This window comes from Methylobacterium sp. Leaf117, from assembly GCF_001422985.1.
Lineage (GTDB): Bacteria > Pseudomonadota > Alphaproteobacteria > Rhizobiales > Beijerinckiaceae > Methylobacterium.
Map to the genome: position 1 here is coordinate 677,027 of NZ_LMNL01000001.1, position 22,968 is coordinate 699,994.

Consider the following 22,968-nt stretch of genomic DNA (forward strand, 5'->3'; position numbering starts at 1 on the left):
CGATCAGTTGTTCAGCACGACGACCTTGGCGCCGACCTTCACGCGCTCGTAGAGGTCGGTCACGTCCTCGTTGGTCATCCGGATGCAGCCCGACGACACGGCCTGGCCGATCGTGTCAGGCTCGTTCGAGCCGTGGATGCGGTATTCGGTGTTGCCGATATACATGGCCCGCGCGCCGAGCGGGTTCTCGACACCACCGGCCATGTAGCGCGGCAGGTCGGGACGACGGGCAATCATCGCGGCGGGCGGGGTCCACGACGGCCATTCCTTCTTGGCGGTCACGGTCTTGACGCCCGACCACGTGAAGCCGGGACGACCGACACCGACGCCGTACCGGATGGCTTCGCCGTTCGGCATCACGAAGTACAGCCGACGCTCGGCGGTGGAGACCACGACCGTTCCCGGCTTGTAATTGCCGTCGAAGGCGACGATCTCGCGCGGGATCGGGGCGACCTGCGCCTGCGGGGCGGCTTGATAGCCCTGACCGACGGCGCCCGGGAAGCTGTAGGGATCGTCGGTGAGACGGCCGTTGGCATAGGCCGGATCGGCGGAATAGTAGTCATCGCCGGCATTGCCGCCGAAGGGATCGTAGGGAGCTGCCAGAACAGGGCTCGTCGAGAGGACGCAGACACCGAGTATGCCAGCCAGGGCGGTCGCCAAGGTCTTCATCTGTGGTCCCTTACCTATGCCGTAACCTTTGCTATACAAGCGTAAGCATAGAGCGGAGGTTCCACCGGCCGCGCAGATTTCGTCATCATTGCGGCAGCGTCGGTCGCCGGGCGACGATCGTGCTTAACGATCGCCGTAAGACCGGCGCGACCCGTATCCCTGTGAGGTGCCGTATCCGCAGCCATAGCGATAGCGCGAGCACCCGACCGAGAAGTCGTTCCGCGCCCGGGCCTTCGCCCGCTCCTGATCGATCACGAGATCGCGCTCCCGGTTGCGCTCGGCCGACAGCGAGGAGCCGTAGCGTTCGGCCGCTTCGGCTGCGGTCCCCCCCACGAGCGCCAGGGTCAGGCCGATCGCAGCGGCCCTTCCGCACCGGCGGGTCTTTCCATCAAATCTGGTCGTCATGCGTCGCATCTCCCGATCTGTCCCTCCTGAGCGGCCTCAGCCCGGCAGGCGCCAGACCGTGACGCGCTGGATCAGGTACTCGGCCGGCATGGGCGTCGAGGCGTCGGGATACCCACCCCACGATCCGCCGATGGCGAGGTTGACCAGGATGTACATCGGAACGGACTTCATGTCGGACGGCGTCGGAATGCGACGGACCTCCTTGCGGTCGACGTACCACACGATTTCGTCGGCGGTCCAAGCGGCGCCGTAGGTGTGCCAGTCCGCCCCGGGTCCGCCCACCGGGAAGGGCAGGGCGACCTTCTGGTTGCGCTGCTTCGGCGCCTCGCCGGTGTGGAGCGAACACCAGATCTCGTTTGGGACACCCAGTCCCTCGAAGATGTCGAGTTCGCCGTTCTCCGGCCAATTGCCCTTCGTCGGCATTAGCCAGAAGGCGGGCCAGACGCCCTTGCCCACGGGCAGCTTCGCCCTGATCTCGAAGTACCCGAACAGCTGCGAGAAGCTGAACCGCGTGGTCAGCACGCCGCCCATGAATTGCTTTCCATGCGCGAGCGGTTGCAGGTTCTCGGGTATCTTCGAACCCAGGATGGTGAGGTGTTTACCCGGATCGAGCTTAAACGGGTTCAGACCGAGCGGCGTGTCGAGGACCTTGTCGTCCTTCACGCCGGTAAAGCTCGGGTCGACGTAGATGCTGCCGGCGCTGCCGGAGCGGTACTCGAGTTTCGTCGGACCGCCCGAGCCGAGCACGGTTCGCCACCGGGTCGGGGAAGGGGGCTTCTTCGCCATCTCCGAGGCATCGAGCGTCTGCCAGCGCTCGTCGAAGGTCGGAGCCCCGAAGGTCGCCGGATCGATCTTGCCGGGCAGCGGACCGGCTTGCGCCAGGACGGTGCCGGCAAGCGTCGCGGCGACGAGACAGGCGAAGCGTTGGAACATCACAGTATCCTCGAAACGATGCCGGACCACTGACGCCGACGGGCCTCCGCCCCCATCCTTGATAGGGCGCCGCAAGGGTCCGAGCCAGTGCAGGGAGGCCTATGGCCGGCGCAGGGGTGCCACGACGACTTCACAACGCGGCGATCTCATGGCGCCAGCGGGATCGCGCATTCTCCCGTTTCTTCGGAAGGACAGCGACAGCGTCGCATCGCAAAGATCCCGGCAGGGACATCGCGGGCGCGGCTTCAGAAGCGCCCCGCGAGGGTCAGACGAAACGCGGTGGGCTCGACCGGATGGACATGCCGGTCGGCCACGCCCGCGGGGCCTTCGCCGCTCAGGCGCGAGGTGTAGAAGTAAGCGATCTGGTCCGCCCTGGCGTTGGTCAGGTTCAAGACGTCGAGGGACAGGCTGATTCCGTCGTCGAAGGCGTAGCCGATCCGTCCGTTCAGGAGAGCCGTCGCTTTCGAGCGCACCGAATTGTCCTCGATCAGCGGACGCGGCCCGAAGTAGCGAAAGCGCATCGAACCGAACCAGCCGGGACCCGCACCGAAGGTGAATCCGGCCGACGCGATGGTGGTCGGTGCCTCCGGCACCCGGTTGCCGATCGGGTCCCGGTCCGAGAAGCGGGCGTTGGTGACCGTCAGGTCGCCCTCCAGGGAGAGCCAAGGCGTCACCGCGTAGCGGTTGGTCCACTCGATGCCGAATCGGCGGGTGGGGCGGCTCGGCTCGGTGGTGCCGCTGTCGCCCTGGAACAGGTTCTCGGAGGCGAAATCGAGTTGGAACAGGGCGACGGCGGTCTCGAGCCCGGCGATGCTGCGGTTGCGCAGGCCGATCTCCGAGCCGGTCGAGGGCACGAGGAAGGGCGAGCGGCTGATGTTGAAGAGCGGGCTCGTCGGATCGACCGTGGCGGTGACGCCGCGGGCGTCGTTGGAGTGGAAGCCGCCGCCGTAATTCACGAACAGCTCGGTCTCGAACCACGGACCGAGCACGAGGCCGAGCTTCGGGTTGACGATGCCGTCCCGTGCCGTGCCGGAATTGGCCGGCGTGTCCGAGCGGACATCGGCGGTGAACCCGTCGGCCCGGACACCGACGCTGGTGCGCAGCCAATCGGTCCAGCGCACCCGGTTCTCGACGTAGAGGGCGGCGCTCGCCTCCAGCACCCGGTCGTCCAGCACCGTCGAGCGGACCTGCCGCGCGGTGGTGTTGAACAGGCCGACGCGGATCGAGTCCGTGCGGGTCTGAAGCCCTATCTCGGTCTCCATCGGCAACCCGAAGAGATCGCCCTGGACCGTGTGGCTGATCTCGCCGCCGCCCAGCACCCGGCTGTCGCGCTGGCGGAACTGGTCGCCGCTGACCGGATCGTTGAGAAAATACGTGAAGTCGTTGAACAGGTTCATCCCATAGCGGATGACGTAGGCGTTCGCCCGGGTGATGCCGGCGTCGCTCGTCCGGCTCCAGCGTCCGGAGAGCGAGAAACGGCCGGTGTCGCCGCCATCCGTGGGGTTCAGGGCGCCGAAGCGGCCGATGATCCCCTCCGCGACGGCGCGCTCCGGGATCTGGTTGGTGGCGTTCCACCGGGCCCAGTAGGCCATGCCCGTCAGGGCGAAGCCGTCCAGGGCCGTGCCCTGGCTGTAGCGGACGACGCCGTTGAGCTTGGCCAGACGGTCCGGCACGTCCCAGGGGCCGTCATAGGTCTGGGCCTCGCCCGCCACCAGAAGGGTGCCCTGCCCGAGCGGTGCCGACGCGATGGTGAGCGCCCGCTTGTAGCCGAAGCTGCCGAAGGAGGTCAGGGCGAGGTTGCGGTCGGTCTTGTCGAGATAGTCGATCCGCACCGAACCGGCCGAGGCGAAGTCGCCATCGCGCACGAAGTAGGGACCCTTGTGGAACTCCACCGCGCCGACGAGTTCCGGGATCAGGAAGTTGAGGTCGGCATAGCCCTGTCCGTGGGCGTGGGTCCGCATGTTGACCGGCATGCCGTCGATCGACAGCGCGATATCGGTGCCGTGGTCGAGATTGAACCCGCGCAGGAAGAACTGGTTGGCCTTCCCCTCCCCGGAATGCTGGGTGACGATGAGACCGGGCACGCTTTCCAGCACCTCTCCCGGTCGGGTGATCGGGCGGCTGTTGATCTGCGCACCCGATATCACCCCCGCGCTCGCCGCATCGACGGGCCTGAGACCGCCGCCGATGCCGGTGACGCCGCCGACGAAGCCCGCCTGCGCGACCGGTCCGGTTCCGGGCGGCGCCGATGCCTCCGCCGTGACCGAGAGTTCAGCCAGGTTCGCCTCGGCCGCCTGGCCAAAGACCGGCCGGATCTGCGCGCCGTAAGGCACCAGGCCGGCGCAGGAGACCAGAAGGAGCGTTCGGTAGGGGGGCCGTGACGGAGCGGGCGACATGAAACCTCGGGCGACGTCTGTGGCACGTCACCGCGACGAGGTCGGTCCGTTCGCCGCGTGCGAACGCCCCGACACCCACCAGGACACCCCGCCCGATGCGTTTCGCGTGTGACCACGATGGACGGCAGGTCTCCTGGCTCGCGGGTCACCGCCCTCTCATCGTCTTCCCAGGTGCCGGGGCACCCAGTGACGTGTTGATGATGGGCTCGCCGCTTACAGTTGCGGGGGCAGCCGCGGCGTTGGGCTCTCGCCCGCACCGCGTTCCCTTTTGATCCTCGATCCGAGGAACCGTCCGAGGCCAGAAGACCAGAGGAAGCCCGACAGCGTCAATCGAACGCGCGGGAAATCGGCGTCCTGTGCTCCCTGTGCGACAGCCCGGGCCGAGCCCAGCGCCGGGGGGTCGGGGACAGGCCGGGTGAAGGCTGGATGGGCGGCCGCCCCTCCGATCAGAGCGGGCGATCCCGATCCTGGTACGGGCTCCAGCTTCGCAGCGGCGAGGGTCCGATCTGGCGTTCGGCGCGGGGCGCCGGCTCGTCCTCGAGCCAGGTGCGGGGGCCATTGGCATTGCCCCGGACGACGTCACCGGCGACGATCGCGTGTCCGGAGGCGACCGCCACGATCAATTGGGTGGCGTAGGCCCTCGGACCGCTGCCCTTGAGGGACATGCCGGGTCCGCCCGGACGGAGCTTGCTGCCGAGCGCGCCCCAGAGGGGCGGTGTCTTGATCCGGCGCAAACCAAAGCCCTGGTCGATCAAGGCAGCGGCCGCCTCGATCTGGCCGTTGAGGAGAAGCAGGCCCGGCCGCGTCAGGCGGAAGGCATAGCTGCCTTCGTCGTCCTCCTCGACGAGGTTCACCAGCTTCAACGACAGGGCCTGACAGGCCGTGTCGACGTTGTCGCGGGTGAACTCGGCGTCGACGGCCAGCGGCCTCAGGGCTTGGCCCGAAATCCGGCAGGAAACCCGTTGGAGGAAGAAGCGACGTCTGGAAATCTGGCTCAGGCCCCATCCAAGCGCGATCGCGCGACGTGGGGCGATCATCCGCCGGACAGCATGGCGCCCGGAGGTTTCGGTCTGGTTGAGACGATCCGCGAGTTTCGGTGGCGGAATGCACGCCGTGGTTGACGATCCAGCACCCGGCCTGATCCCGCGGGGACCCCGGTCTCGGACACCGAGGCGGCGCGGGCGCTCGCCCCCGCGAGCGGCCGATCGAGGCCGGCCCTCTTGCTGTTCGCCCGTCACCGCCCTCTGTGAGCGGTCATCACCGCCGGGAGACATCGGACATGACGAAGCTGTTCATCGCCAACATCAGGACCGCCGAGGGACCCAAACCGCTGGTGACCGTGCGGGCCGCCGCCGAGGGCGAAGCCAGGCTGTTTCTCGAAGCCGCCTATCCGGACGACGAGATCCTCGACGTGGCGGAGCCGAGCGGCTGGGCCAGCGACGCCGACACCGGCAGCGCGGCGGGCGACATCCGCGAGCATGCCGGCGTGCAGTGGCAGGCGCCCTCCAGCCATTCCGGCTGAAATTCAGCGCCGCCGGTTGAAGCCGGCGCTTGCCAGCGCCAATCGTGCCGTGACCATTGCCGACCATGCCGATCCGCCGCGAGCATCGCTTCTTCTATCCGATCGACTGGCCCGAACTGTCGGCCGTCATCCGGTTCACCCGCGCGCGGGGCCGGTGCGAGTCCTGCGGACGGCCGCATGGCCGGCGGGTCTTCCATCTCGGCGATGGGCGCTGGTGGGACGACGATGCCAGCGCCTGGCGCGATGGGGCAGGGCGGTTCGTCTGCCTCGCGGTCGGGATCGACGACGTGCTGGGAACCGTGCGGACGACGCGCGTGGTCCTGGCGACGGCCCACCGCGACCACGATACGGCGAACAACGCCGCGAAGAACCTCGCGGCCTTCTGCCAGCGCTGCCACATCAACCACGACCGACCGGAGCATCAACGCCGGCGCTGGCGCACCCTGTTCCGGCGCAAGGCGTTGGGTGATCTGTTTCGCGGTCCGTATCCCAGCCCCTGAAACGCGCGGAACGGCTGGTTTCGAACAGGACATCAGACAGCACGACAGGACGTCAAGACGAGGATTCCGGTGCGGAACGGTTTCTCCCCTGATCGAGGACCGGATCGGCCGCCGCGATACCTTGTGCTCCACCGACAATGCCGCTCGATTTGATTCCATGCCCAAATCTGCTCAGCCTCGTCCGAGCGCAAGACTTATCGGTCTTTTTGACTAATCTCGATTCGCATCCACCTAAATAGACTCCGACCCGGAGGGTTTTTTCAGCAAAAATACAGCAGCGCCCGTCACGGCGATGCTTTACACAGAGCCTGACCTTGCCCTGGAGTGAGCCCGTGACAACAAGCCTGCCGAAATCCGCCAGCGTGGCCGCCCTCGCCGTCCTGCTGATGGGCGCCGTCGCGATCGCCAAACCCGTCACCGTCGTCCCCGGACAACCACCGGTCACGGTGGACCTCCCGGCCGGCTGGACATCCTCGGCGATCAAGCGTGGCATCCAGGCCAAGACGTCCGACGCGGAGGTCTTCGTCTGGTTCGAGAGCTTCAGGCCGGCCGAACTGAAGGAGCTCCTCGCGGAACACGAGAGCGACTTCAAACGCCGGGGCGTGACGGTCACCGGCGAAGCGAATATCGAGGAGAAGGACTTTCCGACCTATTTCCTCAAGATCACGGACGTTCCCGCGACCTACGAAGGCAAACCAACCCTTTTGCGCTACGTCGCGGTCTCGCCGAAGGACCCGAACAAGCGCCAACTCCTCGTCAGCGTCTGGGCCTTGCCCCAGGGCGGGACCCGCTATGCCACAGACCTGAACGCGATCTTCGACAGCTTCCGGATGTCCGTCGAAGCGCTGTAATCCCGCCGGCGCGTCTCAGGCTGCCCGGTTCGCGCGCTATCCCGCCGGATCGGTGAGGACCAGCTTGCCCTCGAAGGGGGCCTTCTGGTTGCGGTTGCTGGTGCAGGCATAGGTTTCCTGCCCGGCCTTCAGCGTGCGGATGCGCAGAACGCCCTTGCCGTTCTGCTTGACGAGATAGCCCTTCTCGCTCGCCACATGGACGAGATCGCCATCGGCGTGCAGCACGTTCGCGTTCTCGAACTGCCCCGGGGCGGTGATCGTCACCGGCTCGGCCGCCTGACTGACGATGTGGAGTTCGACGTTGGTGTTGGCCGGAAGCTTCAGCTCGGCCGGCGCGCAGACGGGCTTGTCCCCCTCCATCCGGATGGTCAGTTCGACGGGCGGCATCACATCGGAGGAGGCGGGCGGCAACGGCTTGCTCTGCGCGACGACCCCCGTGGCGAATGACGTGACCGCGAGCGCGCTCAATCCGAGCAAACCATAGCGCATGTGACTGACCTCGACCGATCCGGGTTGGATATCGAGGAAAGGGCCGCGGGAGTCCGCGAGTTCCGGTTTGCGGCGGCACGCCGCAAGGCCTCCTGGCAGGGCGGCAAGGCCCCCTGGCGGGTCGGCAAAGCCTCCTTGCAGGTCGGCAAGGCCCCCTGACAGGTGGCGGGGTCTCGCGGCGTGGCTCGCCCGATGGCCTCAGGCGCGCACGAACGCCAGCAGATCCGGATTGATGATCTCCGGATGCGTCGTGCACATGCCGTGCGGCAGGCCCTCATAGGTCTTGAGCGTGCCTCGCTGTAGGAGGGGGTGCGAGAGCATCGCCGAATCGGCGATTGGCACGATCTGATCGTCGGTCCCGTGCATCACCAGGACCGGTACCGCGATCGCCTTCAGATCCTCGGTGAAATCCGTCTCGGAAAACGCCTTGATGCAATCGTACTGGGCCTTGGCACCGCCGATCATGCCCTGGCGCCACCAATTGTCGATCACGCCGGGCGAGACCTTCGCGCCCTCCCGGTTGAAGCCGTAGAACGGGCCTTCCGGCACGTCGCGGTAGAACTGCGCCCGGTTGGCCGCCAGCGCGGCGCGAAAGCCATCGAAGACGTCGAGGGGCAAGCCGCCGGGATTGGATTCGGACTTCACCATCACGGGCGGCACCGCGCCGATGAGCACCGCCTTGGCCACGCGACCGGGCTCCGAGCGGGCGACGTAGCGCGCCACCTCGCCGCCGCCGGTCGAGTGACCGATATGGACGGCGTTGCGCAGGTCCAGCGCCGCGGCGAGTTCGATGACGTCGGCGGCGTAGGTGTCCATCTCGTTGCCGGTCGCCGTCTGCGAGGAGCGGCCATGGCCGCGGCGGTCATGCGCGATCACCCGATAACCCTGGTTGACGAAGAACAGCATCTGGTTGTCCCAGTCGTCGGCGCTGAGCGGCCAGCCATGATGGAAGGCGATGACCTGCGCGTCCTTGGGACCCCAGTCCTTGTAGGCGATCCGCGTGCCGTCCCGTGTCGTCAGGAAATCCATGGTCTCGGTCCTTCCTCGAGGGTGAACTCTGTGGTGGGGTGAAGTCTGTTCCGCGGCCCCGACGAAGCCCGGTTTGACGGGTGCCGGATCGGGCTGGCCGGCGCGAACGGGAGGCGTGTCCGGCTGGACGCTGAGGGCACAGGCCCGGGCCTTCGCGATCAGCCGGTCTCCGTCCGCAGACCGACGACAGGGTTCGGAATTGCGACTTCGGGATGGAGAATTCGATCCGCCCGATCATGCAGTCTTCGCGTGTATCGCCGATGATGTCTGACGGTATCATCGCAGATCGTCTTGCCGGCAGCGTCGATGTCGTCGGCGAAAGCGACCCGGCCCAAGCGATACAAGCTGCGGGCGACGGGCGAAACCATACGAAGGTAGAGGGTTCCTCTCCCCACAACGTGTCGGCCGCGCAGGCGACCCTCACGTACCGGCGCCTCCGATGATCGACGTCCCAGGTGCGTCAGGACAGCGGCTCACCCCGTCGCTTCGGCGCCCCGCGCTTCGCCGGCCCGGGCTTCGGCCGCCTGCACGAGGGTGCTCAGCAGCCGGTTCACCGGTGTGGGCACGCCGGTCTCTGCCCCCTTCCGGACGATCAGACCGTTGAGATGCGCGATCTCGCTCGGCCGGCCCCGGGCCAGATCCTGCGCGGTGGAGGAATGCTGGTCCGGCATGGCGGCCGCGAGAGCGAGGACGCGGTCGAGGATGTCGCCCGGCACCGCGACGCCGGAAGCTTCGGCGACGGCAACGCATTCGGCCACCACGTCGGCCATGACGGTGGCGATGCCGGGGACCGCAAGCAGGCGTCCGTACGGGAGTTGCGTGATCGCCGACAGGGCGTTGTAGGCGCAATTGACGACGAGCTTCCCCCACAGGGCGTCGACGGCCCGGGCGGAGACCTGCGTGGGGATGCCCGCGGCGGCGAACGCGGCGGCGATCTCCGGGCTCGTCGCGGAGGCGCCGATCACTAGGTCTCCGCGCCCATGGTGCTTCACGTGGCCCGGCCCCACCATCTCGGTGGCGACGTAGACCGCCACCGGCACCACCGGGCGATGGAGAACCGCCTGCAAGCGCTCCGGATTGTCGACCCCGTTCTGGAAGCTCAGCACCGTCGCGTCGGGCAGCAGGTGCGGGGCGATGGCCCGTCCGGTCGCCTCTGTATCGCCGGACTTCACGCAGACCAGCACCCATTCGGCCCCGGCGACGGCGTCGACCGCCGTCGTGGCTCGGACCGGGACCACGATCCGCTCCTCGCCGATCTCCAGCCAGAGCCCACGCGCCTCGACCGCGTCCACGAGCGGGCGCCGCCCGACCAGGACGACTTCGAGCCCCGACCGCGCCAGCAGGCCGCCGTGATAGCATCCGACCGAGCCCGCCCCCACGATAGCGACCTTCTTGCTGGCAACCTTCTTGATGGCGACCGTCATGCCCTGGGAAACCTCGTGGCGAACCGGTGCCGGCGCGACGCCGGCCGGAGCGCCAGTCTGGACCCGCCGGGCGGCCGGGACCAGACGCAGGCGCGGGACAGCAGGCCCGCGCGGCGGACCGGAGCGGGCGCGATGCAGTCGGAAATCCGATCGCAGCCATCAGAACTATGCGTTTCTCAAATGATCGCGTTCGAGCGAGGGTCCTCCCGCGGTGCCGACCCGACAGGTGTTGGCAGCTTTCCGCATCGCCGATCAGGAGCATCCCCATGAAGGCCGTCGGGTTTCACACCTCCCTGCCCATCACCGAGCCCGAGGCTCTGATCGATCTCGACCTGCCGGAGCCGGATCTGCGCCCGCGCGATCTTCGCGTCCGCATCCAGGCGATCTCGGTCAATCCCGTCGACGTGAAGGTCCGGGGCCGCGTCACGGCCGAACCGGGCCGGCCCCACATCCTCGGTTACGATGCGGTCGGCATCGTCGCGGCGACCGGCCCGGAGGTCCGCCTGTTCCAACCGGGCGACGCCGTGTTCTATGCTGGCGCCCTCGACCGGCCGGGCACCAACGCGGAATTCCACGCCGTCGACGAACGCCTGGTCGGTCTCGCCCCGAAGACCCTGACCCCGCAACAGGCCGCCGCCCTGCCGCTGACCGCGCTCACCGCCTGGGAGTTGCTGTTCGATCGCCTGCGCGTGCCCTACGGCGTCATGGCGGGCTCCGACGCGCTCCTCATCGTCAACGGCGCCGGCGGCGTCGGCTCGATCCTGACCCAGATCGCCCGGCGCCTGACGGGGCTCACCATCATCGCGACGGCCTCGCGTCCCGAGACCGAGGCGTGGTGCCGCGCCATGGGCGCCCACCACGTCATCGATCACCGCCAGCCCCTCGACCAGGAACTCGCCCGGATCGGCATTCCGCAGGTTCGCTATGCCGCCAGCCTGGCGGGCAGCGACCAGCATCGGGACGCCCTCGTCGCCGCCCTGGCGCCGCAGGGTGCGCTGGCGCTGATCGACGATCCGGAGACGTTCGACATCGTGCCGTTCAAGCGAAAGAGCCTGTCGGTGCACTGGGAACTGATGTTCACCCGCAGCCTCTTCGGCACGCCGGACATGGACCAGCAGCACCGTATCCTGACCGAAGTGTCGCGTCTCGTGGATGCCGGGCTCCTGCGCAGCACGTTTCGCGAGGAGATGGGCCCGATCAACGCCGCGAACCTGCGCCGGGCCCACGCCGCGCAGGAGAGCGGACGCAGCATCGGCAAGACCGTGCTGACCGGCTTCTGAGCACGCGCGGCAGGGGCGGCAGAGGCCGCTGGGGGGAAGGGCCGCCAGGGGGCAAGGGCCCCGCAACGGCGGCGCCATCTCCGCGTCAGGCCACCAGGGCGAGGCCGTCGCTGCCCGCGAGGCTCTCGGTCAGGAAGGTGATCAGCGGCCGGATCAGGGCGCCGGCCCGGTCCTCGCCGATCACCGTGACCTCCGTCATCGGCAGGGCGGGCCAGAGGTCGGGCGCGCGCAGGATCTGCAAACCCTCCTGCAGGAAGGAGCGGCCGAGCAGCGTCACCCCGAGGCCGCCGGCCACAGCAGCCTGCACACCCATCAGGCTGCTTGCCGTACAGGCCGCGACCCATTCGCAACGGACCGAGTCGAGCGCCGCGATCATCATGTCGCGATAGCTGCAGGGGGCCGGCAGCATCACCAGACGGGCGGGTCTGCTGAAATCCGGCTGGTAGTCGGCGGCCGCCAGCCAGACCAGCGGCTCCCGCCAGATCACCCGGCCGCGCGGGCTCGCGCCGCTGCGCTTGGCGATGACCGCATCGAGCCGATCGGCGTCGTAGGCCTCGAGCAGGGTGCAGCTCAGGCCGGTCATCAGGTCGATATGCACGCCCGGATAGAGCCGTCCGAACCGGGCCAGGAGCTTCGGCAACTGGCCCGGGATGAAATCCTCCGCCACCCCGAGACGCAGCGTCCCGCTGGCCGGGGGTTCGTGCCAGGCGCGGATCACCGCATCGTTGAATTCCAGCATCTGCCGGGCCGCCACCAGCAGGCGCTCGCCGTCCGGGGTCAGGCCGAGGGTCCGGCTGGTGCGCTCGAAGACGCGCTGCCCCAGGATCTCCTCCAGGCGCAGGACCTTCTGGCTCACCGCCGATTGTGAACGGTGGACCACGTCCGCCGCGGCCGTGAAGCTGCCGGTCTCGGCCACGGCCACGAAGGCGCGCAGGAGATCGATCTCAAGATCCGGGCGGCGCATGGCTCAATCGCGATTCTGCTGGATGCCGATCCATCTATGCAGATGTCGCATCGCTCGCAACGCGGACCCGGTCATCTCCGGGTGCGCCCGACGAGATCGGGCTCGTATCCCCGTGGCGGGACGCGTCGCTGCCGGAGCGCGTCCCGCCTTTGCCCTGAGTCCGGACCGCGCCGAGCCGATCAGTCGATGATCTCGACCACCCGGCGGGTGCGCGGCTCCACCAGCACCGGGTGATCGTTGACGATGGTGTAGTTGTAGCCCGAGATCGCGAATTCCGCCGGGACGTCGTAATAGACGATGCCGTCCTCCGGCAGCACCGAGCCGACCCGAAGGTTGCCCGCATAGGCATAGGAGGGCCGGCGCTCGGCCGTGGTGTAGATCCGGAAGCGCTCGCGCCGGTCGATGCCCAGGATGCCGTTGGCCGTGCCGACCGCTGCCCCGATGGCGCCGCCGACCACGGCCCCGAGCGGCCCGGCCGCCATCCCGCCGCGCGCCGCCCCTTCCTCCGCCCCCTGGACGAGGCCCTGCGCCTGCGCGGTGGCGAGGCCCGCCAGAACCAGGGCGGATGCGGCCGTGAAACGCGCGAGGGTCATGGGGAGGGTCATGGGATCAACTCCAGGCAGGCCCGAACCGGGCCGGTCAACGAGGGGGGATGAACGGTTTGGGATACGGTCTCACCACGGCGCGGCGGAGACCGGTAACCCTTGGCGGCAGCCAGGATGCGGAGCCTGGCTGACGCGGGGCTTGGCTGATGCGAGGCTTGGCTGATGCGGGGCTCGGCTGATGCGGAAGACCCCGACGACATCCCAGGACGCATAGCGGAGCGGACCGAAGGGCATCATTCGGGCGTGCCGGTGACGGCCCGCATGGGGGCGCCGGCCAGATCCACCGTCGAGCCGACCGTATCGGTGACGCCGTGCCCGACATTGGACAGGTGCTGCCCGTAGGTTTCCCGCGTCTGCGGATCGAGGATCGCCACCGGCGCCGCCACCGCCAGCGCCGCTCCGGTGGCGACCGTCGAGGCCGCTCCGGCCGCCGTCTGGACCAGCTTGTCGCCCAGCCCGACATGGCTGTCGGAGATCGGCTGTCCATCGGCCAGTCGCTTGCCCAGGAGCGCCACCACCTCGCTCGATGCGAACTTGCCGTGGTTCAGCGAATCCCCCGACTGCACCCCGGTCAGGTTCAGGATGCCGATGTTCTCCCGCTCCAGTTCCGAGCGGTAGGGCTCCTGGTTCGGGTCGATGGCGCCGAGGCGGACCGAATCGCCCCAGACCAGGCGCGACACGGCCAGGGCCCGGTCGTCGCCGGACACCATCAGGGTGAGGCGGGGCCGGTCCTTGCCCATGTCGTGGAACGCCGCGCGGGCGAGGTCCATGTCGACGTCGGGGGCGGCCAGCATCACGTTGCGGATCTTGGCGGCGACGCGGCCGTCGCGGATGGCCATCTGGCGCAGGCTTTCCAGCGCGAGCCAGTTGCCCATGGAATGGGCAAGGACGGTGATTTCGCCGACCTTCGGGTCCTTGGCGAGATCGCGCAGGAGGGTCTCCAGGCCGTTGCGGGAGAAGTTGGTGCTCTCGCGGTCGTAGCCGTAGGCGAGGACGCTGCCGCGGGACGGCCAGGTGAACAGCACCGGCACCACCTCGGCCCCGGAATCGTGCACGATCTGGGCGAAGCGGAAGACCGCATCCTCGAACCGGTTGTTGAAGCCGTGCACGAAGACCAGCACCTGGCGCTTGCGCGATTGCTTCAGGGCACGCCCGGTCCAGGCCGGCACGTCCTTGCGCGCCAGGGGATCGGCCCGCAGGGCGACGAAGTCGGTGGCGGGATTACCCGGCAGGGCCTTCGGCCATTGCACGGTCCCGGCTGCGCGGGTCGCATCGGGCGGAATCGAGACGGCGAGATGGGTGTAGCTCACCGCCGCGCCGCGCTCGCCGGAGAACAATTCCCCGGGCGCGCCCGCACTCTTGCGGTTCGTCACCACCAGCATCTCGACCTGCGAGGTTCCGGGCGCCGTCACCCCGGCGGCCACCGGCAGAAGCACGCCGGTCGGGCGCCCGGCGCAGGCGGGCAGGGCGAGAAGCAGCACCAGGACCGGCATCAGCCGTCGCGCCCGGACTCTACGGTCCGCTGTCGTCCCGATGGTCATGCTCGCCACGCGTGTCTCCCTGTGACCGGACCGAGACGGCCCGTCGGTTAACCAGAGGTTAAGCCCGGGCTGGAGCCCTGGACCGGTATTGCGGCGGGGACGCGGTCGCCGCACCGCCAAACGGCGCTTCCGCCTTCCGAATCGCCTCGCGACCTGCCAGGAAACGGGCGATCACACGATGACGTGAAGGCGCCGCCCCGCCTGCTGGGCCGCCGTGGTTGCGAAATCGCGACGCGTCGGGTGAGCTTGGCGCTGATGATGCATCGGCGCCTGCCCTGACCCCGACCCCACCGGACCTGATGATCGCCTCACCGTTGCCCGCTTCACCGTCCGTCGCCGCGCCGCCCCTCCCTTTCGCGGCGACGGCGGCCCGCATCCGCGCGCCGCGTCCGGCCGGCGGCGAACGGGGGCGGACGTGAGCGAACTCGACGGCTGGGCCGAGCGTCGCCGCATCGCCGAGCAGGGACGCGGCGAACGCCCCTGGTCGCTTTGGGGGCCGTATCTCAGCGAGCGTCAGTGGGGCACGGTGCGGGAGGATTACAGCCGCGACGGCAATGCCTGGCGCTCGCTGCCGCATGACGAGGCGCGCTCGCGGGCCTATCGCTGGGGCGAGGATGGCCTGGCGGGGATCTGCGACGAGCGCGGGCAGATGTGCCTGGCGCTCGCCCTCTGGAACGGGCGCGACCACATCCTCAAGGAGCGACTGTTCGGCCTCGCCAACGAGGAGGGCAACCACGGCGAGGACGTGAAGGAGGTCTATCACTACCTCGACGCGACCCCGAGCCACGCCTACCTCAAGTTCCTCTACCGCTACCCGCAGGGCGCCTACCCCTACGACGATCTGGTGCAGGAGGGGCTGCGGCGCGGGCGCGACCAGCCGGAATACGAGATCGAGGACACCGGGCTGTTCGCCGAGAACCGCTTCTTCGACGTCACCGTGGAATACGCCAAGGAGGACGCGGAGGACATCCACGTGGTGATCACGGCGGTGAACCGGGGGCCGGAGACCGCCGACCTGCACATCATCCCGCAGCTGTGGTTCCGCAACACCTGGTCGTGGCGCGAGGAGGCGAGCCATCGCCGCCCCGCCCTGACCCTGCGCCCGGACGGCGCGATCGCCTGCGACCACCCACGCCTCGGGCTCTACCGGCTCAGCTTCGACGGCTATCCCGATCCGCTGTTCTGCGAGAACGACACCAACCTGCGCCTGCACGGCTGGGAGCCCGATGCCCCCGGCCCGTTCAAGGACGGGCTGCACGCGGCGATCGTCGACGGCGACGACGGCGCCGTCGGGCGGGAATCCGGCACCAAGCTCGGCCTGCATTACTTCCGCCAGCTCGAACCCGGCGAGACCACGCGGGTCACGCTCCGGCTGTCCGCGGGCACCCGCGCCCGTCCCGTCGACCGCGAGGGCACCATCGTGCATCGCCGGGTCGCCGAGGCCGATGCCTTCTACGAGTCGCTCCAGGACGGCCTCGTGGATGCCGATTCCCGCACCATCTACCGTCAGGCCGCCGCCGGCCTGATCTGGTCGAAGCAGCTCTATTCCTACGACGTCCGGCTCTGGCTCAAGGGCGACCCGCTCCAGCCGGTGCCGCCGAAGGAGCGGGACAGCGGCCGCAACGTGCATTGGCGCCACTTCGCCGGGGCGGACGTGCTGTCGATGCCGGACAAGTGGGAATATCCCTGGTTCGCCGCCTGGGACCTCGCCTTCCACTGCCTGCCGCTCGCCCTGCTCGACCCGGACTTCGCCAAGAAGCAGCTCCTGCTCCTCACCCGCGAATGGTACATGCACCCGAACGGCCAGCTGCCGGCCTACGAATGGGAGTTCGGCGACGCCAACCCGCCGGTCCATGCCTGGGCCACCTACCGGGTGTTCGAGATCGATCGGGACCGGCGCGGCGGACGCGGCGACATCGCCTTCCTGGAGGGCGTGTTCCACAAGCTCCTCATCAACTTCACCTGGTGGGTGAACCGCAAGGACGCGGACGGCCGCAACGTGTTCCAGGGCGGCTTCCTCGGCCTCGACAATGTCGGGGTGTTCGACCGTTCGCGCCCGCCGCCCGGCTTCGGCCGCATCCATCAGGCCGACGGCACCGCCTGGATGGCGATGTACGCCCTCAACATGATGCGGATCGCCCTCGAGCTGGCCCTGCACAACGACGTATACGAGAGCACCGCGTCGAAGTTCTTCGAGCACTTCCTGCTCATCGCCGAGGCGATGACCGACATGGGCGGCGAGGGCTTCGGCCTGTGGGACGAGGAGGACGAATTCTACTACGACGAGGTCGATATCCCCGGCGGCGGCATGCTGCCCCTGCGGGTGCGCTCGGTGGTCGGTCTGGTGCCGCTCTTCGCCGTCGAGGTGATCGAGCCCTCGGTGCTCCAGCGCCTGCCGGACTTCGCCCGGCGCCTCAACTGGCTCCTGGAGCACCGCCCGCACCTCGCCTGCCTGGTGTCGCGCTGGGACGAGGGCGGCGTGCAGGACCGCAAGCTGCTGTCGCTGCTGCGCGGCCATCGCATGAAGGCGCTGCTGCGCCGGATGCTCGACGAGGCGGAGTTCCTCTCGGCCCACGGCGTGCGCTCGCTGTCGAAGGCGCACCGGGACCAGCCCTATGCGCTCAACGAGTTCGGCGCCTCCTTCACGGTGCGCTACGACCCGGCCGATTCCACCTCGAACATGTTCGGCGGCAACTCGAACTGGCGCGGCCCCGTGTGGATGCCGATGAACTACCTGATCGTGGAGGCCCTACGCCGCTTCCACACCTATTACGGCGACGACTTCCTGGTGGAATACCCGACCAGCTCCGGCGCCCACCTCACCCTCAGCGCCATCGCGGACGCCCTGGAGGATCGGCTGATCGCCCTGTTCACCAAGGATTCCGAGGGCCGGCGCCCGATCTTCGGCGACCGGCCCCCGATCGCGCCGGCGCCCGGCACCGAAGAGGCGCTGCTGTTCCACGAGTTCTTCGACGGCGACACCGGCCGCGGCCTCGGCGCCTCGCACCAGACCGGCTGGACGGCCCTGATCCTCAACCTGCTGCACACCCGCGCCCGGCGGGCGCCCGCGTAGCGCCGGGCCGGACCACCGCGCGCCAGCACCGTCTTCCGCTCGGGGAAGATGCCGCTGAATCTGCGACGGTTCACCCGGAAACTCGGGAACTCAACCGGTAGAATTAGGGAACCCGTAAATTCTACCGGTCATTGTGGAATCAAGAAGGCGAATTTAAGCGTCGCGAGCAGGGCCGCAGGAGGCATCGACCCCCTCCACGGTCCACGTCAAACCCAACGTGCGACAGCTCGCACTCACTCTAAATCCGGCGTCCGCCGACACGCTCCACCCGATCGCACCCGCCCCGGCATCCGGTTCGCTCGATCAGTCCGCAGAAGGGCCGTTATGCACGTTGTTCTGGTCGATTCGAGCCGGCTAATGCGCAAGGCGATCGCCCGGATGCTGGTGCATGGGGGCCATACAGTCGTCGAGTTCGCGGATTCGGCGGCGGCGCTCGCCTATGTCGCGGGCAATCCGGCCGCGACCTGCGTCCTCACCAGCCTGGAGGTTCACCCCCTGGATGGACTGGAACTCTGCTGGTCCTTGCGCGCCCTCGCGGATGACCGCCGCCCGCTCACGATCCTGGCGATGTCGTCGGCACGCGACACCCGACCCATCGACGAAATCCTGGACAGCGGGGCAGACGACTTTCTGGCCAAGCCGCCGAGTTCGCGGGAGCTGTACGGACGGCTGCGCGCGGCCGAGCGGGTCCTGAAGCTGCAGCATGCCCTGATCAAACAGGCCGACACGGATCACCTGACGCAGCTCTTCAATCGCGGCGCGCTGCTGCGTCTGGCCCGCGCGGAACTCCACGCCGCCTCCGCCGATCAGCCCCTCTCGGTGCTGCAGATCGACATCGACCATTTCAAGAGCATCAACGATCGCCACGGTCATGATGTCGGCGACCTGGTGATCCGCAGCGTCGCCCAGATCCTGCGCGAAACCGGAAGCCTCGCGGGCCGGATCGGGGGCGAGGAATACGCTTTGGTCATGCCGGGGCACAGTCTCGGCGGCGCCTCGGTGGTGGCGCACCGCATCCGTCGGCAATGCTCCGCACGCCGGATGCTCGACCGGACCAATTCGCTGCGATTCACGGTGAGCATCGGCGTGAGCAGCTGGGTCGAGGGCGACGAGGTCGGAACCCTGCTCAAACGGGCGGATCTCGCGCTCTACGCCGCTAAGGCCGCGGGACGGGATCGCGTCGCCGTCACCAGCGCCAAGCTGACGACCGAGTTCGTCTGATCGCGCCTCCCGCCGCGGCCTCGGACACGCGATCCCGGACCACCCGCGTTCCGCTTCGGCCATCGCTGATCGCGGCATCCGAGGGAGGTGCCGATGCCGGGCCGGCGGCGGGCCGCGCCTCTGATCGTCACGGCAAAGCGATGAATCAGTCGAGCCGGCGATGGCGGCGGGTGCCATGGCGTTGATGCGGCGCCCAATCCGTCGCTTCGCGCGAGTCCGCGGGAAGAACCCGCTTGGGGACCAGCTTCGCGAACTTCACGATCCGCACGCCGACGAGATTTCCCACGCGCCACGCGAGCGCCACCGCGCACACATAATCCATTCCAACAACTTTGAGCATGAATTCGTACGGGAGCTGGATGTTCTCGGAGACACTGAGCTTGGCTCCGGTCGCCGAAACATCTTTCACGCCGCAGGGAATTTCAGTTCCCTCCTGCGTCCTGATCAGACCGATCCATTCCGTTTTGCTCCTGCTTGCTCGATCTTCGTGCAATGCAGCATCTTGATCTTGAGTCAAAGAACTGTTCCCAGGCTCTTATCGTCAATATACCACCCGACCATCGGTATTCAATCATGCCTTGTCTGTATCGGAAACGAAACTGAATTTCAGCTCCGCCTCCCGGTGACGCACCAACAACCCCGACAGACCAGAGTGGAAGGCCGCCGGGCGCGATCGGCACAGGCATCGGGAACCCGGCCACGTGTCGACGATGGCCTCTGCAGTCGGGGCCGCTCCGATCAGAGCGCCGCCGGCAACGTCTCCCTGCGGCAGCCACGCGCTCGTCAGGGCGGCACCGATACCGGACTCGGCCCATCTCGACGTCGGCCCATGTCGAAGTCGGCCCATGTCGAAGTCCGACGCACGGCCCTAGATGAAGCTCCGCACCCGTCCCGCCGGAGACCCTGCCGATGCCTCCTTCCCGACGCGCCGTCCTGGCCGGCGCCGGCCTGCTGCCCCTGTCGCTGTCCCGCTTCGGCACGTCCGCCGTCGCGGCGGAGCCGGCCGCCCTGCTGCGACGCCCGATCCCGTCCACGGGCGAGACTCTTCCGGTGATCGGCATCGGCACCTCGCGCCGCTACGAGGTCGAGCCCACCGCTGAGGCGATCGCCCCCTTGCGGGAGGCGGTGCAGCGGTTCGTGGCCCTGGGCGGCAGCGTCATCGATACGGCGCCGAGCTACGGCACCGCCGAAGACGTGCTCGGCCTGATCCTCGCTCCCGATGGCATCCCCGGGCAGGGCAGCCTGCGCGAAAAGGTCTTCCTGTGCAGCAAGGTCGGAACGCCGGGCCGCGAGGCCGGCGCCGCCGAGATCGCCCGCTCGTTCAAGCGCCTGAACACCGGGATGATCGACCTCATCGCGGTCCACAACCTCATCGATCCGTCGGCGAATCTCGCCACCCTGCGGGAGCTGAAGGCGCAGAAGAAGATCCGCTACGTCGGCGTCACGGTCTGGCGCGACAGCCAGTTCGGGGACCTCGAAGCCCTGATGAAGCGCGAGACCCTGGATGTCATCCAGGTCAATTACGCCCTCGACGACCGCCGCGCCGCCGAGCGCATCCTGCCGCTCGCCGCCGAACGCGGCATGGCCGTGATGGTCAACGTGCCGTTCGGGCGCGACCGCCTGTTCAAGGCCGTGCAGGGGCGGGCGCTTCCCGCCTGGACCGCCGAGTTCGATTGCGCGACCTGGCCGCAATTCTTCCTGAAATACGTCCTCGGGCACGCGGCGGTGACCTGCCCGATCCCCGGGATGGCCAAGGCCGCCTATGTCGAGGACAACCTCGGGGCCGCGCGCGGCCGCCTGCCCGATGCCGCCCAACGCACCCGAATGGAGGCCTTCGTCGATGCACTCTAGGTTCATTTCCCGCCGCGTGATCCTGGCGCTCGCCGCCATCGCGCTCGGATCGGCGGCGCCTGCCCAGGCCCAGACGGCGGCACAGCCGGCCCGGATCGGCATCATCGGCGCCGGCAATATCGGCGGCACCCTCGGGGGGCTGTGGGCGAAGGCCGGGCATGAGGTGATGCTGTCCTCCCGCCATCCCGAGACGCTGACGTCCCTGGTCGAGGAACTCGGACCGAAAGCCCGCGCCGGCACGCCCGCCGAGGCGATCGCCTTCGGCGAGGTCATCCTGGTCGCGGTGCCCTACAAGGCCTACCCGCAGCTCGCGCAGGATTACGCCGGCGCCTGGGCGGGCAAGGTCGTAATCGATGCCGGCAACGCGACCCAGGCCCGCGACGGCGAGGTCTACGGCGAAGTGCAGGCGAACGGCATCGCGGCGATCTCGGCCAAGTATCTCGCCGGCGCCCGGGTCGTCCGGGCCTTCAATGCGGCCAACTACAAGGTCTTCGCCAAGAACGCCCGCCGCGACGGCGGCCGCATGGCCATCCCGATCGCCGGCGACGACGCCGAGGCGCTGAAGAGCGTGGCGCAGCTCGTGACCGATGCGGGCTTCGATCCCGTACCGGTCGGGCCGCTGGCGAAGGCGGACAGCTTCGCCATGGGGTCGCCGGGCTTCGGCCTGGACCTGACCGCGCCGGAACTGGCAACCCGTCTGGGCGTGTCGCGGTGACGGCCGGGGCCGGCGCCGACCCGCGCGCATCGACCTGGCTCGGGCGCCTGGTCGATGTGCGACCGGGAGAGGCGCCGGCCCTCGCCTGGTCGTGGGCCTACATCTTCTCGATCCTGGCCGCCTACTACGTCCTCCGCCCGATCCGCGACCAGATGGGCGTCGCCGGCGGGATCGAGAACCTGCCGTGGCTGTTCACCGGTACGCTCGTGGGCATGCTGGCGCTCAACGTTCCGTTCGCCTGGCTGGTCAAGACGCTGCCGCGCGCGCGCTTCGTGCCGCTGACCTACCGGTTCTTCGCCGCCAACATCCTGCTGTTCGCCGGCGGGCTCTATCTCGCCGGCCCCGAGGGCGACGTCTGGATCGGCCGGGCCTTCTTCATCTGGCTCTCGATCTTCAACCTGTTCGTGGTCTCGGTGTTCTGGGCCACCATCGTCGACGTGTTCTCCACCGAGCAGGGCAAGCGCCTGTTCGGCTTCATCGCCGCCGGCGCGACCCTCGGCGCCATCGCGGGCTCGGCCACCACCGCCATCCTGGCCCGCGACGCCCCGACCTGGGCGCTCCTGCTCGGCGCGGCGCTCCTGCTCGAAGTGGCCGTGTTCAGCATGCGCGGGCTCGCGCGTCTGTCCGACCGCCTGCACCGGGCCCCAGGCGCCGGCGCGGCGATCGGCTCAGAGGCGCACCCCGCGGAAGCGATCGGCGGCAGCGTCTTCGCGGGCATCACCCGCACCGTCCGCTCGCCCTATCTGCTGAACATCGGCCTGTTCCTGCTGCTGTTCTCCGTGACCTCGACTTTCCTGTATTTCGAGCAGGCCGGCATCGCCAAGCGCAGCTTCCCCGATCGCGGCGCCCAGACCGCCTTCTTCGCCAGCGTCGACCTCCTGGTGAACCTGCTGACGCTCGGGGTGCAGTTTTTCCTCACGGGGCGGATCGTACGCCGGATCGGCGTCGGCCCCGCCCTCGCGCTGCTGCCCGCCGCCAGCATCCTCGGCTTCGCCGCGCTCGCGGTCTCGCCGACCATCACCGCCATCGTGGTGTTTCAGGTGCTGCGGCGGGCCGGGAACTTCGCCATCGCGCGCCCGATCCGCGAGGTGCTGTTCACCGTCGTGCCGCGCGAGGATCGCTACAAGGCCAAGAACTTCATCGACACGGTGGTGTATCGCACCGGCGACCAGCTCGGCGCCTGGTCCTTCGCCGGCATCGGCGCCCTGGGGCTCGGCTCGACGGCGGTCGCGGTGACCGCCATTCCCCTGTCGGCGCTCTGGCTCCTGAACAGTCTCTGGCTCGGCCGCCGGCAGTCGGAACGCCAGCGGGCGGCGCTGACGGACGAGCGGACCGTACCCGAAGTCACGAAGTCTTAAGCATCCGGGGCGGACTCTCCTGTCGAGGCCGCCGCGCGCGCCATCGCTCCGGTGCGATACCGGCCGTTCCGGGGCGTGGCGATCAGGCCCGCTCAGGCGGCGAGCCGCATGGCAGAGCGCCCTGCACCCGACAGATTCACCG

The 22,968-nt window shown here is 68.7% G+C and carries 21 protein-coding genes and 1 riboswitch; of the genes, 9 read left to right on the forward strand and 12 right to left on the reverse strand.

The genetic code is table 11. The features are described from left to right. Nucleotides 1-3: 3 nt before the first annotated feature. The 5 genes from ASF57_RS03030 to ASF57_RS03050 all read right to left on the reverse strand — a co-directional run bounded on the left by ASF57_RS03030 (nt 4) and on the right by ASF57_RS03050 (nt 5,440). Nucleotides 4-669 carry a L,D-transpeptidase gene (locus ASF57_RS03030; protein WP_056185924.1) on the reverse strand — a complete coding sequence of 222 codons (666 nt, stop codon included), beginning with the start codon at nt 667-669 and terminating at the stop codon, nt 4-6. Between the two features lie 123 nt (nt 670-792). After that, a complete protein-coding gene (locus tag ASF57_RS03035) occupies nt 793-1,074 on the reverse strand; it encodes a hypothetical protein (protein ID WP_056185921.1) in 282 nt (93 codons plus the stop codon). 36 nt (nt 1,075-1,110) lie between these two features. After that, nucleotides 1,111-2,007: a glycoside hydrolase family 16 protein gene (locus tag ASF57_RS03040; RefSeq protein ID WP_056185918.1), complete on the reverse strand. Its 897-nt coding sequence runs from the start codon at nt 2,005-2,007 to the stop codon at nt 1,111-1,113. A 245-nt stretch (nt 2,008-2,252) separates the two neighbouring features. Then, on the reverse strand, nt 2,253-4,403 hold the full coding sequence (locus tag ASF57_RS03045; protein WP_082503639.1) for a TonB-dependent receptor: 2,151 nt from the start codon (nt 4,401-4,403) through the stop codon (nt 2,253-2,255). A gap of 105 nt (nt 4,404-4,508) precedes the next feature. Then, a riboswitch (cobalamin riboswitch) is annotated at nt 4,509-4,711 on the reverse strand. 138 nt (nt 4,712-4,849) lie between these two features. Beyond that, the gene (locus ASF57_RS03050; RefSeq protein ID WP_056479746.1) at nt 4,850-5,440 is read right to left on the reverse strand and encodes a hypothetical protein; all 591 of its coding nucleotides are present in this window, start codon (nt 5,438-5,440) and stop codon (nt 4,850-4,852) included. A 242-nt stretch (nt 5,441-5,682) separates the two neighbouring features. Between ASF57_RS03050 and ASF57_RS03055 the strand changes: the two genes are divergently transcribed. The 3 genes from ASF57_RS03055 (at nt 5,683) to ASF57_RS03065 (ending at nt 7,276) form a co-directional block, all read left to right on the forward strand. Further along, a complete protein-coding gene (locus ASF57_RS03055; RefSeq protein ID WP_056185912.1) occupies nt 5,683-5,925 on the forward strand; it encodes a hypothetical protein in 243 nt (80 codons plus the stop codon). A 65-nt stretch (nt 5,926-5,990) separates the two neighbouring features. Beyond that, nucleotides 5,991-6,425 carry a hypothetical protein gene (locus ASF57_RS03060; protein ID WP_056186580.1) on the forward strand — a complete coding sequence of 145 codons (435 nt, stop codon included), beginning with the start codon at nt 5,991-5,993 and terminating at the stop codon, nt 6,423-6,425. Between the two features lie 332 nt (nt 6,426-6,757). After that, nucleotides 6,758-7,276, forward strand: a complete 519-nt coding sequence (locus ASF57_RS03065) for a hypothetical protein (RefSeq protein WP_056479749.1) — start codon at nt 6,758-6,760, stop codon at nt 7,274-7,276. Between the two features lie 36 nt (nt 7,277-7,312). On the opposite strand, the gene ASF57_RS03070 is transcribed toward ASF57_RS03065, so the two are convergent. From ASF57_RS03070 to ASF57_RS03085, 3 genes are all read right to left on the reverse strand, one after another. Next, the gene (locus ASF57_RS03070; protein WP_056479754.1) at nt 7,313-7,765 is read right to left on the reverse strand and encodes a hypothetical protein; all 453 of its coding nucleotides are present in this window, start codon (nt 7,763-7,765) and stop codon (nt 7,313-7,315) included. A gap of 198 nt (nt 7,766-7,963) precedes the next feature. Next, on the reverse strand, nt 7,964-8,794 hold the full coding sequence (locus ASF57_RS03075; RefSeq protein WP_056479757.1) for an alpha/beta hydrolase: 831 nt from the start codon (nt 8,792-8,794) through the stop codon (nt 7,964-7,966). 473 nt (nt 8,795-9,267) lie between these two features. Beyond that, the gene (locus tag ASF57_RS03085) at nt 9,268-10,218 is read right to left on the reverse strand and encodes a 2-dehydropantoate 2-reductase (protein ID WP_056479763.1); all 951 of its coding nucleotides are present in this window, start codon (nt 10,216-10,218) and stop codon (nt 9,268-9,270) included. 266 nt (nt 10,219-10,484) lie between these two features. Between ASF57_RS03085 and ASF57_RS03090 the strand changes: the two genes are divergently transcribed. After that, nucleotides 10,485-11,498 carry a zinc-binding alcohol dehydrogenase family protein gene (locus tag ASF57_RS03090; RefSeq protein WP_056479765.1) on the forward strand — a complete coding sequence of 338 codons (1,014 nt, stop codon included), beginning with the start codon at nt 10,485-10,487 and terminating at the stop codon, nt 11,496-11,498. An 85-nt stretch (nt 11,499-11,583) separates the two neighbouring features. Here ASF57_RS03090 and ASF57_RS03095 read toward each other — a convergent pair whose 3' ends face one another. The 3 genes from ASF57_RS03095 to ASF57_RS03105 form a co-directional block, all read right to left on the reverse strand. Next, nucleotides 11,584-12,462, reverse strand: a complete 879-nt coding sequence (locus tag ASF57_RS03095; protein ID WP_056185900.1) for a LysR substrate-binding domain-containing protein — start codon at nt 12,460-12,462, stop codon at nt 11,584-11,586. 179 nt (nt 12,463-12,641) lie between these two features. After that, nucleotides 12,642-13,067 carry a DUF1236 domain-containing protein gene (locus ASF57_RS03100; protein WP_156375923.1) on the reverse strand — a complete coding sequence of 142 codons (426 nt, stop codon included), beginning with the start codon at nt 13,065-13,067 and terminating at the stop codon, nt 12,642-12,644. Between the two features lie 233 nt (nt 13,068-13,300). Beyond that, nucleotides 13,301-14,608 carry an alpha/beta hydrolase gene (locus ASF57_RS03105; protein ID WP_082503640.1) on the reverse strand — a complete coding sequence of 436 codons (1,308 nt, stop codon included), beginning with the start codon at nt 14,606-14,608 and terminating at the stop codon, nt 13,301-13,303. 415 nt (nt 14,609-15,023) lie between these two features. Here ASF57_RS03105 and ASF57_RS03110 point away from each other — a divergent pair, with 415 nt between their 5' ends. Beyond that, entirely contained in the window at nt 15,024-17,681 is a 2,658-nt protein-coding gene (locus ASF57_RS03110) for a glucosidase (RefSeq protein WP_056479771.1), read from the forward strand. A gap of 324 nt (nt 17,682-18,005) precedes the next feature. Further along, nucleotides 18,006-18,902: a diguanylate cyclase gene (locus ASF57_RS03115; protein WP_056479774.1), complete on the forward strand. Its 897-nt coding sequence runs from the start codon at nt 18,006-18,008 to the stop codon at nt 18,900-18,902. A gap of 145 nt (nt 18,903-19,047) precedes the next feature. Here the strand turns inward: ASF57_RS03115 and ASF57_RS03120 are convergent, their stop codons facing one another. Further along, nucleotides 19,048-19,419 (reverse strand): PilZ domain-containing protein, encoded by a 372-nt coding sequence (locus tag ASF57_RS03120; RefSeq protein WP_156375924.1) that lies wholly within the window; start codon nt 19,417-19,419, stop codon nt 19,048-19,050. Nucleotides 19,420-19,811: 392 nt separating this feature from the next. On the opposite strand from ASF57_RS03120, the gene ASF57_RS03125 reads away from it, so the two are divergent. From ASF57_RS03125 to ASF57_RS03135, 3 genes are read left to right on the forward strand one after another with little or no spacing between them, the layout of a single operon-like run. Then, nucleotides 19,812-20,753, forward strand: coding sequence for an aldo/keto reductase (locus tag ASF57_RS03125; RefSeq protein ID WP_056479780.1), 942 nt, complete (start codon nt 19,812-19,814; stop codon nt 20,751-20,753). Then, nucleotides 20,743-21,468 carry an NAD(P)-binding domain-containing protein gene (locus tag ASF57_RS03130; protein WP_056479783.1) on the forward strand — a complete coding sequence of 242 codons (726 nt, stop codon included), beginning with the start codon at nt 20,743-20,745 and terminating at the stop codon, nt 21,466-21,468. The genes ASF57_RS03125 and ASF57_RS03130 overlap by 11 nt, the downstream gene beginning before the upstream one ends. Next, nucleotides 21,465-22,826: a hypothetical protein gene (locus tag ASF57_RS03135; RefSeq protein ID WP_056479786.1), complete on the forward strand. Its 1,362-nt coding sequence runs from the start codon at nt 21,465-21,467 to the stop codon at nt 22,824-22,826. Before ASF57_RS03130 ends, ASF57_RS03135 begins: the two co-directional genes overlap by 4 nt. Nucleotides 22,827-22,968: the final 142 nt, after the last annotated feature.